Annotated in this window: 11 protein-coding genes, 1 tRNA gene and 1 pseudogene; 7 read left to right on the top strand and 6 right to left on the bottom strand. The window is 71.1% G+C overall.

All coding sequences use genetic code 11. The features are described 5' to 3' along the window. Positions 1–494: 494 nt before the first annotated feature. A complete protein-coding gene (locus IPT68_RS15850; RefSeq protein WP_189702453.1) occupies positions 495–1,034 on the bottom strand; it encodes a CGNR zinc finger domain-containing protein in 540 nt (179 codons plus the stop codon). Between the two features lie 124 nt (positions 1,035–1,158). Between IPT68_RS15850 and IPT68_RS15845 the strand changes: the two are divergent. Beyond that, a pseudogene (locus tag IPT68_RS15845) lies at positions 1,159–2,441 on the top strand (MFS transporter). 201 nt (positions 2,442–2,642) lie between these two features. Next, positions 2,643–3,014, top strand: a complete 372-nt coding sequence (locus IPT68_RS15840; protein WP_189701690.1) for a hypothetical protein — start codon at positions 2,643–2,645, stop codon at positions 3,012–3,014. 185 nt (positions 3,015–3,199) lie between these two features. Here IPT68_RS15840 and IPT68_RS15835 read toward each other — a convergent pair. The 3 genes from IPT68_RS15835 to IPT68_RS15825 form a co-directional block, all read right to left on the bottom strand. Next, positions 3,200–3,272: transfer RNA gene (locus tag IPT68_RS15835), tRNA-Arg, on the bottom strand. A gap of 252 nt (positions 3,273–3,524) precedes the next feature. Further along, positions 3,525–5,189 (bottom strand): IclR family transcriptional regulator domain-containing protein, encoded by a 1,665-nt coding sequence (locus tag IPT68_RS15830; RefSeq protein ID WP_189701689.1) that lies wholly within the window; start codon positions 5,187–5,189, stop codon positions 3,525–3,527. A 154-nt stretch (positions 5,190–5,343) separates the two neighbouring features. Continuing rightward, complete coding sequence (locus IPT68_RS15825; RefSeq protein WP_189701688.1) at positions 5,344–6,627, bottom strand: M6 family metalloprotease domain-containing protein; 1,284 nt, start codon at positions 6,625–6,627, stop codon at positions 5,344–5,346. A 372-nt stretch (positions 6,628–6,999) separates the two neighbouring features. On the opposite strand from IPT68_RS15825, the gene IPT68_RS15820 reads away from it, so the two are divergent. Beyond that, positions 7,000–7,644 (top strand): TetR/AcrR family transcriptional regulator, encoded by a 645-nt coding sequence (locus IPT68_RS15820; protein ID WP_189701687.1) that lies wholly within the window; start codon positions 7,000–7,002, stop codon positions 7,642–7,644. Between the two features lie 239 nt (positions 7,645–7,883). Continuing rightward, on the top strand, positions 7,884–9,413 hold the full coding sequence (locus IPT68_RS15815) for an MFS transporter (RefSeq protein WP_189701686.1): 1,530 nt from the start codon (positions 7,884–7,886) through the stop codon (positions 9,411–9,413). 57 nt (positions 9,414–9,470) lie between these two features. Here IPT68_RS15815 and IPT68_RS15810 read toward each other — a convergent pair whose 3' ends face one another. Beyond that, positions 9,471–9,998 carry a MarR family winged helix-turn-helix transcriptional regulator gene (locus IPT68_RS15810; RefSeq protein WP_189701685.1) on the bottom strand — a complete coding sequence of 176 codons (528 nt, stop codon included), beginning with the start codon at positions 9,996–9,998 and terminating at the stop codon, positions 9,471–9,473. Positions 9,999–10,108: 110 nt separating this feature from the next. Here IPT68_RS15810 and IPT68_RS15805 point away from each other — a divergent pair, with 110 nt between their 5' ends. Beyond that, positions 10,109–10,900: a dioxygenase family protein gene (locus IPT68_RS15805; protein ID WP_189701684.1), complete on the top strand. Its 792-nt coding sequence runs from the start codon at positions 10,109–10,111 to the stop codon at positions 10,898–10,900. A gap of 68 nt (positions 10,901–10,968) precedes the next feature. Here the strand turns inward: IPT68_RS15805 and IPT68_RS15800 are convergent, their stop codons facing one another. Next, entirely contained in the window at positions 10,969–11,487 is a 519-nt protein-coding gene (locus IPT68_RS15800) for a GNAT family N-acetyltransferase (RefSeq protein ID WP_189701683.1), read from the bottom strand. Positions 11,488–11,671: 184 nt separating this feature from the next. On the opposite strand from IPT68_RS15800, the gene IPT68_RS15795 reads away from it, so the two are divergent. After that, positions 11,672–12,670, top strand: coding sequence for a sigma-70 family RNA polymerase sigma factor (locus IPT68_RS15795; RefSeq protein WP_189701682.1), 999 nt, complete (start codon positions 11,672–11,674; stop codon positions 12,668–12,670). Positions 12,671–13,106: 436 nt separating this feature from the next. Then, entirely contained in the window at positions 13,107–13,802 is a 696-nt protein-coding gene (locus IPT68_RS15790) for a TetR/AcrR family transcriptional regulator (protein ID WP_373300745.1), read from the top strand. Positions 13,803–13,937: the final 135 nt, after the last annotated feature.

Genomic DNA, 13,937 nt, shown 5'->3' with positions numbered 1-13,937 from the left:
TTTCGGGAACCCTGCTGGCGATGGTGAGACGTGTAGCTTCCGGGGTGGCCAGCAGGGCGACGATGGTGACGGGCTGATCGCAGTGCGGGCAGTTCCGGACTGCGGTGGGGGTCAGGGCCTGCTCCTGCAGGGCGGAGCTGGCTGCGGCCGTCGGAGTCTGCCGGGGCTGCTGTTCGCCGAGTCGGATGGCCCGCTGTTCGTCGCGTTCCTGGTTGCGCTGTTTCTCCGCGTCGCGGCGGCAGTTGGGCGAGCAGTAGATCTGCCGCAGGCGGGGGTTGGTGGTGAAGATGCCCTGGCAGACGGGGCAGGTATGGGCCGCTGGCGGTGCGGGTGGGAGCCGGTGGGCTGCGGATTTGCAGCGGGGAGAACAGTCGATCTGCCGAGGGTGGGGAACGAACTCGCTCTGGTGTCGGCGTTCGCGTGAGAGTGCACAGCCCGGTACACGCGAATGTGCACCACGTGCCGTACTGCCCAGCGTTGCGGCTGGCTGACGGTCAGGTCGCCTGCCGCTTCCGGGACGCGTAGGACCGGGTCTTGTTACGGTTCCCGCACACCTTCATCGAGCACCAGCGGCGGCTGCGATTCTTCGATACGTCCCAGAAGGCCCAGCCGCAGGTGTGCTCCGCGCAGCGCTTGAGCCGCGCGGCATCCCCGGTCGTGACCAGCTCACTCCACGCGATCGCCAGCGCGGCCAGCGGCCTGCGCTGCGCGGACAGCCCCGCCGCAGGGGTCAAAAATCCACGCGAGGTGACCAGTACGGGATGTCCGGCCAGCACCCGGTCCGCCGCGGCAAGCAGTTCCGGGTCGGGGGTGTCGCCGACATGGCTGCCCAACTCCTCGCGGATGCCTGCCCGAAGGGCCACATAGCTGTCGTGGACGTCGGGGGGGATCTCTGCGGGCGCGTTGAGCAGGCCGCGGCCCGTCAGCCAGTTGGCCAGCCCGGCCGGGGTGGCGATCTCGTCGCTGGCCTCTTCCACGTCGACCGTGTTGGCGAACGCCTCCACCAGGACGGCTGCGGCCGGCGGCTCCAGCATTGCGGGTCACCTCCTGCAGGTTTCCGTCATTCTACCGGTCAAGCGTTTTACCGGTTGCGCGAATGCCGGGACGTGCACCACAGTGACCTAACCGGCTAAGACGTTAGACAGTTAGGGGATGAACATGGTCACGGCGGTGTCCCAGCGGGCTAAGACCGGCAAAAGCCTCGGCGCCCTGACGCGGGAGGGCTGTCCTCCAGCCGACCGCGGGCGGCGCAACACCGCGGTCCTGGTCGGCTTCACCGCCGCGACCAACCTCGCCGACGGCGTGATGAAGATGGCTCTGCCCCTGCTGGCCGCCCAGCTCACCGGCTCTCCCGCCCACGTCACCGCCGTCTCGCTGACCCTCACGCTGCCCTGGCTGCTCGTCGCCTTGCACATCGGCGTGCTCGTCGACCGTTTCGACCGGCGACGGCTGCTCTGGGGCGCAAACGGAATGCGGCTGGCGGCGATGGGCTGGCTCACCGTCTCCGCCGTGACCGGTGGCGTCACGCTCGGGCAGCTCCTCACCGCCGGGGCGGTCCTCGGTGTCGCCGATGTACTGGCCTCCACCTCCGCCTCCGCTCTGGTCCCAGCCGCGGTGCCGGCGGCCGGGCGAGAGCGCGCCAACGCCTGGATGGTGGGAGCCGAGACCGTGGGGCAGGAGTTCGCCGGGCCTTTCGTCGGAGGGCTGCTGCTGGCCGCCGGGACAGGCATCGCGCTGGGGCTGATAGGCGCCTCCTACGCGCTCGCCGCCCTCGCCCTGCTCCTGCTGGTGGGCCGCTTCCGGGCCGACGGGCCCGCTCCGGACGCGGCTGCAGTCTCGGTCAACAGCCGGATCGCCGAGGGGCTGCGCTTCCTCTGGCACGACGAGGTACTGCGCACGCTGGCACTGGTCGTCACCGTGCTCGCCGCCGTCTGGGGCGCCTGGCTGGCGCTCCTCCCTCTCTACGCCACGCAGGCCATGGAACTCGGACCGCAGCAGTACGGCCTTGTGCTCAGCGCCCTGGGGACCGGCGGACTGGCGGCGCAGCAGCGGTGACCTGGGTGAACCGGCTGCTCGGTGCCCGCTGGGCAATGTTCGCCGACCTGATCGGCACCACCGCGATGGTCGCGCTGCCCGCCCTGACCACCAGCATCTGGGCAGTGGCGGTGGGTGCCTTCCTCGGCGGCATGGGCGGCACGCTGTGGACGGTCAACGCCCGCACCATCACCCAGCGCAAGGTCCCCGACGAGATGCTCGGCCGCTACGGCGCGGCGGCCCGGCTCTTCAACTTCGGCGCCATGCCGCTGGGCGCGGCCCTGGGGGGCCTGCTGGCCGAACTGGGCGGCATCCGGCCGGCCTTCGCCGTGTTCGCGGTGGCCACCGCGGCCACGCCGGTGCTGTTCCTCAAGAACATCACCCGGTCGGCCGTGGAAGCCCGTTAGGAACCCGCCGTGGGAATCTTTGCGCGTTCTCCACGCGATGCCCAGGCAGGATGCACACGCCAGGCGGCGCGGGACCCGGATGGTGAGCGGCTTGACGCGGAGTGGGTCCGGTCCTGGCGGGAACAGGCCGACGCGGACCTGACGAAGCTGATGCAGTCCTTCCTCTCGACGCACGGCTTCCCGCCCGGCCACAACGCAGTGATGCTCGCAACCGACGACAGCCACCAGGCGACGGACGCGCTCGTGGACCTGACACCGATCCCCTCCGACCTGACCACGCTCTACTGGGTGATCAGCGAGGCTTCCCTGGCCGACGTCGACAACGGGTACTTCATCCACTCACCAGCAACGGTGGCGGAACACTTCCGCGAGTACGGCCCCGCTCCAATCGACGACGAATCGGTCGCACTGGTCTTCGCCAGCGACGGCGGGGGCCATCTGTTCGCGATCGGAGACAGCGGACAAGTCCGGAAGTCCACCACCGCCTCCTGGTTTGACGACTTCGAGGTCGCCGCGTCCAGCTTGCAGGAGTTCCTCGAACAGCTCGGCCGGCGGATCGCGAACCAGCCCTGATCACCGGCTGCGGCACCGTCCACGGAGACGATCTCGGTCTTCCGCAGCTGGGGAATCGTGAGCAGGTGTGGGGTGACCCCCGAGCAGCGGGTGGCCGTTTTCAAAGAGCGTCATCAGTCACGACCCCGGACACGCCGAAGGGCCAGCCTGGGAGGAAACGCCTCCTGAGCTGGCCCTTTGCTCTGTGCCCCCGGCAGGATTCGAACCTGCGACACCCGCTTTAGGAGAGCGGTGCTCTATCCCCTGAGCTACGAAGGCGTGGCTGGCCCTGAGGTGGATCAGGGTGCTCGGACCACAGGGTACCGGATCGGGGGTGAGCGGGGGTGCTCGCCGGGGTCGGGTGGTGGTGAGGGTGCGTGTCGAGGCGGTCCTTTCGGAGTGAGGGGGATGCGTGGGGTGCCTGGCGCGATGAGGGTGGCCGGGTGGCGGGGGCCCGCGGTGGCGCGTCAGTGCGGCGGAGTGGCCGGAGGCCCATCGTGGTGGCCGGGTAAGGGGTGGTTCGGGTGTGGGCTAGGTCAGGGGGACCTGGGTGAAGCGGGCCGAGACGTGCAGGTCCGCCTCGACGGCGTCGGCCGTTTCGCGGAGGGCCGGGACCAGGTCGACGCAGTTTTCGAGGGTGTGCCGGGAGGCGTGCATCGCGGTGTTGAGGGCGGCCACCGCGCGGCCCGAACGGTCGCGGACCGGGACCGCGAGCGAGCGCAGGCCCTCCTCCAGTTCCTCGTCGACCAGGGCGTAGCCCTGTGCCCGCACCTCGTCGAGCGTGCGGGCCAGCTCTCGTGGGTCGGTGATCGTACGGGGTGCCAGCGGGCGGAGCGGGCCGAGGGCGCGGTCGGCGGGCGGAAGGTCGGCCAGCAGGACGCGGCCCATGGACGTGGCGTATGCGGGCAGCCGGGTGCCCACGGTGATGTTCACGCTCATCACCCGGGCCGTCGCCACCCGCGCGGTGTACTGGATCTCGTTCCCGGCCGCCGTCAGCACCGCCAGGGACGTCGACTCGTGGATGCGCTCGGCGAGCGCGGCCAGGTGCGGGGCGGCGATGTGGGGGAGGGAGGCGCGGGACAGGGGCGGGTAGCCGAGGGAGAGGACCCTGGGCGTGAGGGTGAAGGTGCCGGGGCGGGGCTGGGTGATCAGCCCCAGGTGCTCGTAGGTGATCAGGGCCCGGCGTGCGGTGGCCCGGGCCAGGCCCGTCGCCCTTGCCACCTCCGTCAGGGTGAGTTCCGCCCGGCCCTTGCCGAAGGCGGTCAGCACGGTCAGGCCCCGGGCCAGTGACTCCACGAACTCCCGGCCCAGCTCCTGCTTCGACGCGCCCGTCCAGGTCGCCAGCCCTGACGGGGCCGGGGCGGGCTCCGGGCGGGGCGCCGTGCGCAGGTCCTCCTCCATCGTCGCCACCGCCGCGCGCAGCCGGGGCAGCAGCGTGTCGCGCAGCTCGGCCGCGGTGTGCCGGCTGGTGTGGCTGACGACGCTCGCCGCGCACGCGATCCGGCCGGTACGGGGGTCCCGTACCGGAACCGCCACCGCCACCAGCCCTGGCTCGATCAACTGGTCGTCCAGCGCCCACCCGTCCTGCCGGGCCCGGCTCGAGCGCCGTGCGAACTCCTCGGCGGACCGGGGGTGTTCGGCCGGGGGTACGGCGGGGAAGTCGCGATTCTCCGGGTTCGCCGCGCGGCGTGCCCGCCAGCGCTTCCAGTCCTGTGCCGTCCACTCCGTGGTGAACAGCGGGCCCGGCGCGGTGCGTTCGACGGGCAGCAGGTCGCCGATGCGGAAGCTCAGGGACATCGCGCGGCGCCGGGTGGCCTGGTGGATGAAGCGGATGCCGTCGTCGTCGGCGACCGCGAGGGACACCGACTCGTCCAGTTCGTCGGCGAGGGCGTCCGCGCGGGCGCCCAGCAGGGCGGGCAGGCGCAGGGCGTCCAGATAGGCGTTGCCGAGTTCCATCAGGCGGGGCGCGAGGACCGCGTCGCGGCCGTCCAGGCGGACGTACCCCATGTGCGCGAGGGTCGAGGTGATGCGGTCGACGGTGGAACGCGCGAGGCCGGTGGCGCGTTCCAGCGCGCTCAGGCTGAGCGTGCCGCCCGCCTCGGTCAGCTGCCGCAGCACGGCGATCCCGCGGATCAACGGCGTGACCGCCTCGTCCGGCACGGCCGGGGCGGCGGCCTCCTGCAGGGTGGGGTTCATCTTTTCTCCGGTACGGCGATCGCGGCAGGCCTACGGTAACCGCGGACCACCGGCCGGGTCCGGCCCACCTCGACCTCACCGTCCGTGCCGCCGGCGGTTCGCTCCGACTTCGTCTGCCTACGGCCCTGTCCACGCCCTCACCCCACCCGCCCCCCTACCGTCGCGTCACGCGCACCACGTGGTTCCCGTCCCCGTCCGTCCTCGTGACCGTGACCCGTATGCCGCGCAGTCGGTCCTCGAAGGACTGGCCAGGGGTGAAGGTGGCGTCCGAGAGTTCCGCGTGGACGTTGGGGCTCTGGGTGCAGCCGCCGCTGTCGCGGCGCGAGTCGTACACCCGCACCGGGCCGTGGCCGGTGTCCACGTCTGCGTCGACCTTGTAGATCAGCACGCCCGGCCGGCACACCGCCTCGTCGTTGCCGTCGCGGGTGCGCAGCTCCACCGCGTATCCGGTGCGCCGGTCCAGGGGGATGAAGACGAGCTTGGAGCCGCCGGTCCGGGCCAGCGGGGTCAGGGTGTGCTCGCTGGTGCCGGGTGCGGACGCGCAGTGCACCTGGGACGCGTCCAGCCAGCCCAGCTTCCACTTGTGCCAGCCGAGGAGGTCGTTGTTGGCGCCCCAGTCCTCGCTCATGATGTCCCAGTGCCCGACCGTGCCCCCGCCCTCCTGGGTGTAGAGGTCGGGCAGGCCGAAGACATGGCCGTTCTCGTGGGGGAGGACGCGGAAGCCGGTCCGGGCGTAGGTGCCGGAGCCGTCGTCCTGCTGGGAGTAGACGAACGAGGCGTTGGCGACGGGCACGCCGTCCGCCGTGGGCGCCTCGCCGTTGCCCGCGAACGTCACCGACAGGACGGTGTCCAACGCCGAGGGGCCCGCGTTCGGCGTCACCAGCACGTTCAGCATGTCGTACTCCCGGAAGTCGACCTCGGGGTCGGCCGCGGCCACGAGGTCCTGCACCAGCAGCCGGTAGCCGGGATCGAAGGGGGCCCCGCGTTCTATGCCGTACGCCTTGAAGGACTTCGGCATCCGCAGCCAGTCGGTGACGGGGGTCTGCGGACGGTAGTCCAGGCGGCCGTAGGAGCTGGTGCGGAACCATTCCTGGGTCTGCGGGAAGAACTCGTTGAAGCGGTCCAGAGCACGGCCCTTGCCGGGCGCGTCCGAGAAGTCGATCATCAGGGTGAGGGCGCGGACGGTGCCGGTGGAGCGGGAGTAGCCGTCGGGCGTGGGTATGCCCTCCGTCATCTGGACGTCCGCCTTGCCACTGATCATGCACGGTCCGTGCGTGGCGGACCGGGCCAGGGCGGTGACCGGCCCCGCCCCCGCCGGCGCTGAGCCCACCGTGTGGTGGCCCATGCCGGCCGAGGTGCTCACCGCGAGGGTCATGGCGGTCACGGCGCCGAGCGCGGCCGCGCGGCGCGGGCGTATCCGACGGCGGGACGGCTGCATGCATGGACCTTTCGCTCCAGGCAGCCACCGGTCACCGGCTGCACCCTCTCGATTCACCCTGAGCCGGGTGAGCTGCGGGCGCGCGTTGGAGCCGACCGATCGTGGGTTCGCGGTGAGTCAGCGCAGCTCAGCGAAGGTGTGGCCGAGACGGCAAGAAGGTGTGACGCGGGTCACAGGAATTCTTTCGGCGGAGGGGAAATAACCGGGGATCGATTCCCCGTTTAACCCGGCGTACGAGCGAAACGGGGGATCACTCCCCGGATCGCCCGGACGACCAGCACCAGCTGTCTCTCAGTAACTCAGCAGCACCAGTCGTACCTCAGCCACTCAGCAGCACCCAGCCAGTCGTCACCACACACCCAGGAGTACGCCGTGCAGACCGCGCCGCCCGTCACGCGCAAGGCGACCCGGCCGCGCGCCGACGCCCTGCGCAACCGGGAGCGGATCGTCACCGCCGCCCGCGAGATGTTCGTCGAGCACGGGCCGGACGTGCCGCTCGACGAGATCGCCCGCCGGGCCGGCGTCGGCAACGCCACGGTGTACCGCAACTTCCCGGACCGCGACGCCCTGGTCCGCGAGGTCGTCTGCTCGGTCATGGATCGTACGGCCCTGGCCGCCGAGCGGGCCCTCGCCGAGAACGGCGACGCCTTCGCCGCACTGGAACGCTTCGTGCACACCGCCGCCGACGAGCGGGTCAGCGCGCTGTGTCCGATGATCGCCAGCACCTTCGACGAGCACCACCCCGACCTGCTCGCCGCGCGCGGCCGGGTGGAGCGGCTGGTGGAGGAGGTCATGGCGCGCGCCAAGGCGGCCGGGCAGCTCCGTCCCGACGTGGGGGTCGGCGACCTGATGCTCGCCGCCGCCCAGCTCAGTCGGCCTCCGGCGGGTGCCGCGTGTCTCAGCGTCGACCGGTACGTGCACCGGCACCTGCAGTTGTTCCTGGACGGGTTGCGGGCACCGGCCCGCTCCCACCTGCCGGGCGCGACGGTGACCCTGGAGGACCTGCGCCAGGCCTGACTGAGACAACCGGTCGCAACCAGTAGTCGATCGGCCACCGACCGGCCACCGACCGGCCACCGGCCGACCGTCGACTGATCTTCACCTTCCCGACTCCCGCAATGTCCGCCCAGACGTTTCCACGCATTTCCGTTCTGTCCGTAGTTCAGCAGCTCTGCAATTTCTGTTGCGGTTCCTGAGCTCTTCCCTCTCGAAGTCCCGAAGTCCCGAAGTCCCGAAGTCCCGAAGTGGGTACCCCCATGTCAGAAACAGCCCTCAAGGCTCCCGGCGTCCCGGACACCAACCGCTGGAAAGCGCTCGTCTTCATCGCGCTCGCCCAGCTGATGGTCGTCCTCGACGCGACCATCGTGAACATCGCCCTGCCCTCGGCCCAGCAGGACCTGGGCATCTCGGACGGCAACCGGCAGTGGGTCGTCACGGCCTACGCGCTCGCCTTCGGCGGTCTGCTGCTGTTCGGCGGCCGGATAGCCGACCTGTGGGGCCGCAAGCGCACCTTCGTCCTCGGTCTGACCGGTTTCGCCCTCGCCTCCGCGCTGGGCGGCGCCGCCACCAACGAGGCGATGATGTTCGGCTCCCGCGCCCTCCAGGGCGTCTTCGGCGCCCTTCTCGCGCCCGCCGCGCTCTCCCTGCTCGCCGTGATGTTCACCGACGCGAAGGAGCGCGCCAAGGCGTTCGGCATCTACGGCGCCATCGCCGGTGGTGGCGGTGCCGTGGGTCTGATCCTCGGCGGTTTCCTCACCGAGTACCTGAACTGGCGCTGGACGTTCTTCGTCAACATCCCGTTCGCGGTGATCGCCGCGGCCGGCGCCTGGTTCGTCATCCGTGAGCCGGAGGGCGGCCGCAACCGCTCCCCGCTCGACATCCCCGGTGTCATCCTGTCCACGCTCGGCCTGGTCGCGCTGGTGTACGGCTTCACCCGCGCCGAGTCCGAGGGCTGGAGCGACGAGGTGACCATCACCATGTTCGTCGCGTCGGCCGTCCTGCTCGCCACGTTCGTGTTCGTCGAGTCGCGCGTCAAGGCGCCGCTGCTGCCGCTGCGCGTGCTCACCGAGCGCAACCGCGGTGGCGTCTACCTCTCGCTCGGCCTCGCGATCATCGCGATGTTCGGCCTGTTCCTCTTCCTGACCTACTACCTCCAGATCGTGAAGGGCTACTCGCCGGTCAAGACGGGCTTCGCGTTCCTGCCCATGATCGCGGGCATGATCACCGGCTCCACCCAGATCGGCACCCGCCTGATGACCCGGGTCGCCCCGCGCCTGCTGATGGGCCCCGGCTTCCTGGTGGCGGCGGTCGGCATGCTGCTGCTGACCCAGCTGGAGATCGGCTCCTCGTACGCCGCTCTGCTGCTGCCCGCGATGCTGCTGCTCGGCCTCGGCATGGGTACGGCGTTCATGCCGGCGATGTCGCTGTCCACGCAGGGCGTCGAGCCGCGGGACGCCGGTGTCGCCTCCGCGATGGTCAACACCTCGCAGCAGGTCGGCGGCGCGATCGGCACGGCCCTGCTGAACACCATCGCCGCCTCGGCGACCACCTCGTACATCGCCGACCACATCGGCTCGGCGGCCACCCGCTCGCAGCAGCAGCTCGTCCAGCTCCAGGGCCAGGTGCAGGGCTACACCAGCGCCATCTGGTTCGCCGTCGGCATCCTGGTCGTCGCCGCGGCGATCGCCGTGACCCTGATCAACGCCGGCCGCCCGGACATGGGCGCGGCCACCGGCGCGGGCGAGGGCGCCGAGGACGACATGCCGGTCCCGGTGGTCGCCCACTGACCGCCTGACGGCGACGGCGCCCGTCCCGTCGTACCGCTTCGGGCACTGTGCACGGACTCAGCGAAGCCAGGGCAGGTCCGCCCCGGCCTCGCTGGGCTGAAGTCCCTCGGCGACGATCCGCATGATCTCGCCGAGGGACTTCTGCTGTTCCGGGGTGAGCCGGTCGAACAGCGCCTGGCGCACGGCGGCCACATGACCCGGCGCCGAGCGCTTCAGCACGCGAACGCCCTCCTCCGTGAGCACCGCGAACTGGCCCCGCTTGTCGGAGGGGCAGTCCTCGCGGCGCACCCAGCCGTTCTTCTCCAGCCGGGCGACGGCGTGCGAGAGGCGGGAGCGGGTGATCTTCGCGTGCATCGCCAGCTCGGTCATCCGCAGCCGGCGGCCCGGGGACTCGGCGAGCGTGACCAGCAGGCCGTAGTAGACGTGCGGCATGCCGGCGTCCCGCTGGAGCTGGCGGTCGAGATGGTCCTCCAGGAGCGTGGTGGCCTCGATGTACGAGCGCCACACGCGCTGCTCCTCGTCGGTGAGCCACTTCGGCTCGTCGACGGACGCGGACGCGGGTACGGATGCGGATGCCGTCTTCATGCGATCCACTGTACGAGACACCTCCTTGAAAGTTAAACAAACAGGGCGTAGAGTCGGGCAGAGAACTTTAGAGTTAAAGCAACCGGGCCGTCCCGGAGGGAGCCGTCGCCATGTCCGCAGCCGCCCAGGAGCGCATGCCCGCCCTGTACCTCAGTCACGGTGCCCCGCCGCTGGCGGACGACCCGGTCTGGCCCGGACAGCTCGCCGCCTGGTCCGCCGGGCTGCCCCGTCCGCGGGCCGTGCTCGTCGTCTCCGCCCACTGGGAGGAGGCCCCGCTCGCCCTCGGCGCCACCCGTACCGTCCCCCTCGTCTACGACTTCTGGGGCTTCCCCGAGCGCTACTACCAGGTCCGGTACGAGGCCCCGGGCGCCCCCGAACTCGCCGAGTCCGTCCGCAAGTTGCTGCGTGCCCCCGGCATGCCCGTGCAGGACGTGCCGGACCGGGGACTGGACCACGGCGCGTATGTCCCGCTGGTCGAGATGTTCCCCGAGGCCGACATTCCCGTCCTGCAGGTCTCCATGCCGACGCTCGACCCGGTGCGGCTGATGGAGATCGGCCGGAAGCTGGCCCCCTTGCGCGACGAGGGCGTGCTCATCGTCGGCTCCGGGTTCTTCACCCACAACCTCGCCGCGTTGCGTCACCCCGGCGGGGGAGTGCCGGGCTGGTCCGCCGAGTTCGACGACTGGGGCCGTCAGGTGCTGGAGGCCGGGGACGTGGACGCGCTGCTCGACTTCACCCACGCCGCCCCGGCCGGGCAGCTGGCCCACCCGCGCACCGAGCACTTCGCCCCGCTGTTCGTGACCATGGGCGCGGCGGACGCCGTGGGGGAGCTCGGGGAACAGAAGTCCGTGATCGACGGGTTCTGGATGGGGCTGGCCAAGCGGTCGGTGCAGTTCGGCTGAGCCGCCCGCGGTCGGTGCAGTTCGGCTGAGCCGCCCCGGCCACAGGGCCCGCAGGCGGTCCCGTCGGTCTACAGCTCCTTCTCGTACCAGGCGACGTCCCAGTACCGCCCGAACTTCCGGCCGACCTCCCGGTACGTGCCGACGTACCGGAAGCCGAAACGCTCGTGCAGCCGCGTCGACGCCTCGTTCGGCTGCGCGATCCCCGCGTAGGCGCGGTGCAGGTCCTCGCCGGACAGGGCCTCGAAGAGGGCCCCGTACAGCAGCGTGCCGACACCGCGGCGGCCGGCGTCGGGGGCGACGTACACCGTCGTCTCCACGGAGGTGGAGTAGGCGGGCTTCACCCGGTAAGGGCTGGATGTGGCGTACCCCAGGATTTCCTGGGAGTCCGCGTCCGTGGCAACCATCAGCCGGTGCGGCCCGTCTTCCGGGTGGGAGAGCAGCCAGGGGCGGCGCTCCTTCGGAGTGAGGACCGCCGTGTCGAATGTGATGGGCGTCTCACGAACGTAGTGGTTGTAGAGGTCGGTGAGGGCCGCGAGATCATCCTCGACTCCCGGTCTGACCTGCACCTCTGTACGTCCTGACGGCATCGGCCCTCCTCACGTGGCCGGACAGGGTACTGCATGATCCGAAAAATCGAGGGGTGGGTTGGGAATTCTGTCCTGATTCCAGTCGTTGTTTCCATCGGATGCAGGGCACCCGAAGACTTACCCAAAGAGGGTGCTGAGCGTCCGAAGGACCACCCGCTGACCTCACCATCGCAAGGGAGCACGCATGGCAACCCGTGCCGTCGCCCGTCGTACGTCCGCCGCAGGCGAGACCGTCGACGCGACCAGCAGTGTCCGCGCCCATGGCGGCGAGATCGCGGACCGCGATCTGGTCGGTATGTACCTCGACGAGATAGCGCGGACGCCGCTCCTCGACGCCGCCAAGGAGGTCGAGCTGTCGCAGACCATCGAGGCGGGTGTGTTCGCGCGACAGGTCCTCGACGGGTACGAGGAGTCGAAGGCGGACGCCACCCGCGAGGAGCTGGAAGCGCTGGTCGCCGAGGGGGAGCGGGCCAAGGACGTCTTCATCCGCTCCAACCTCCGCCTGGTCGTCGCGGTCGCCCGTCGTTACCCGCGCAGCGGCCTGCCCCTGCTGGACCTGATCCAGGAGGGCAACGCCGGCCTGGTGCGCGCGGTCGAGAAGTTCGACTACCGCAAGGGCTTCAAGTTCTCCACGTACGCCACCTGGTGGATCCGTCAGGCGATCACCCGCTCCATAGCCGACCAGTCGCGCACCATCCGGCTGCCCGTCCACCTGGTGGAGGAGCTGGGCCGGATCCGCCGCGTGCAGCGCGAGTTCAACCGCGATCACGGCCGGGACCCGGAGCCCGTGGAGATCGCCGAGGAACTCGGCTCGACGCCGGAGCGCATCAGTGACGTCCTGGACTGGGCGCGCGACCCCGTCTCCCTGAACATGTCGGTGGACGACGAGGGCGAGACCCAGTTCGGCGACCTGCTGGAGGACACCTCGGCGGTCTCCCCCGAGCAGTCCGTGATGACCCTGCTGCGCAGCGAGGAGCTCGACGACCTCATCGGCCGCCTCGACCAGCGTACGGCGTCCATCATCAAGATGCGGTACGGCATCGAGGACGGCCGGGAGCGGACCCTCACCGAGGTCGGCAAGGAGCACGGCCTGACCCGGGAGCGCATCCGCCAGATCGAGAAGCACGCCCTGCTGGAACTGAAGAAGCTGGCACGTCAGACCGGCTTCGACGCGGCGGCGTGAGGCTCGGTCGAGGAGCCGCGGAGCGGTCGTCGCGGGGGCGTACGCCGGGGGGCGAAGGCCCGCGCGAACATGGCCGTGTAACGCCGCTTCAAAAGACGCGTCCCGGGAACAAGACTTCAGGGCGCGCGAGTTCGGGCCCGAGGAAGGCACCCCCGGGCACCGGCGGCGCCCACGTTCCCGGGCACGGCACCGTCCGCGACCCGTACCTGCCGCACGACACACCGAAAGCCACGTCCCGACGCACTCCCCCCGGCGCCGGGACCTCCCCGAGCCGGGCTTCGGCGCCTTCCCCCGGGCGCCGGGGCCCGGCTCTTTTTCGTCGCACGCGGCCTGTCGCCCGGCCGCGGACACGCCTGGAAGGCGGGGCACCCCGAACCTGAACCCCGGGGTGGCCCGCCGAATGGCAGATTGTGCCACATGGGCATAGCCTGCCGACGTGAGCAGCACCACCCCCGCCCAGCACCCCCGGCCTTCCTCGCCGTCGTCAGCGGCCTCTCCTTCGTCCCTGACCGAACGCCGCAAGGCGGAGACGCGCATGGAGATCGCCCGGGCGGCGGCGGGTCTGTTCGTACGGCACGGACTGCGCGCCACCCGCGCCGAGGACATCGCCCAGGCCGCGGGAATCGCGCCGCGCACCTTCTACCGCTACTTCGCCACCAAGGAGGAGGCCGTCGCGCCCCTCTACGCGGCCGGTGCCCACCGCTGGGTCGAAGCGGTCCGCCGGGCCCCGGCCGATCTGTCCGTTCCCCAGGCCCTGGAGCACGCGGTCACGCACATGCTGACGCCGGGGGCCGGCGTGTCCGCGGCGTCGTGGGAGTGGGTGCGGACGCTGATCCGGATGTCCGAGGCGAGCCCGGCCCTGCGGAAGGTGTGGGCCGAGGGGTGCCGGTCGTCCGAGGCCACGTTGGTGGAGGTGCTGGTGGAGCGGAGAGCCGGGGCGACGGAGGGTGACGACAACGTTGCCGAGGGCGGCTCCCCGGAGCTGCGGTTCACCGCCGCCGTCGCCAGTGCGGTCGTACGGGTGGCCGTCGAGTCCTGGGCGGCGGGAACCGCCCCGCCGACGGGCCCGGAGGGGCCTGCGGAACTCGCGCTGCGGAATCTGAGGGCGCTGCGGGGGTTTCACTGGCCGTGAGGGGAGCCGGCCCGGGGCCGGCGTCGCGGGTTCCGGTTGGCCGGCCTTGCCCGGCACCGGGTCGCAGCCTGCCGCTGTCTTCGGGGGCGTCCCGCTCGCGCCGGCTGAGCTTGCCCGCGGGCCAGGCGTTCTCCC

The sequence above is a fragment of the Streptomyces chromofuscus genome, assembly GCF_015160875.1.
In the GTDB taxonomy this organism is placed as follows: Bacteria; Actinomycetota; Actinomycetes; order Streptomycetales; family Streptomycetaceae; genus Streptomyces; species Streptomyces chromofuscus.
The sequence above is the reverse complement of the archived record's forward strand: the minus strand, read 5'-3'. Positions and strand labels throughout refer to the sequence as shown.

Bases quoted from the DNA above. Each gene is read 5' to 3' on its own strand.
- IPT68_RS15850 (WP_189702453.1), bottom strand. From the start codon at position 1,034: ATGCTGGAGCCGCCGGCCGCAGCCGTCCTGGTGGAGGCGTTCGCCAAC.
- IPT68_RS15840 (WP_189701690.1), top strand. From the start codon at position 2,643: ATGCTCGCAACCGACGACAGCCACCAGGCGACGGACGCGCTCGTGGAC.
- IPT68_RS15830 (WP_189701689.1), bottom strand. From the start codon at position 5,189: ATGAACCCCACCCTGCAGGAGGCCGCCGCCCCGGCCGTGCCGGACGAG.
- IPT68_RS15825 (WP_189701688.1), bottom strand. From the start codon at position 6,627: ATGCAGCCGTCCCGCCGTCGGATACGCCCGCGCCGCGCGGCCGCGCTC.
- IPT68_RS15815 (WP_189701686.1), top strand. From the start codon at position 7,884: ATGTCAGAAACAGCCCTCAAGGCTCCCGGCGTCCCGGACACCAACCGC.
- IPT68_RS15810 (WP_189701685.1), bottom strand. From the start codon at position 9,998: ATGAAGACGGCATCCGCATCCGTACCCGCGTCCGCGTCCGTCGACGAG.
- IPT68_RS15805 (WP_189701684.1), top strand. From the start codon at position 10,109: ATGTCCGCAGCCGCCCAGGAGCGCATGCCCGCCCTGTACCTCAGTCAC.
- IPT68_RS15800 (WP_189701683.1), bottom strand. From the start codon at position 11,487: ATGCCGTCAGGACGTACAGAGGTGCAGGTCAGACCGGGAGTCGAGGAT.
- IPT68_RS15795 (WP_189701682.1), top strand. From the start codon at position 11,672: ATGGCAACCCGTGCCGTCGCCCGTCGTACGTCCGCCGCAGGCGAGACC.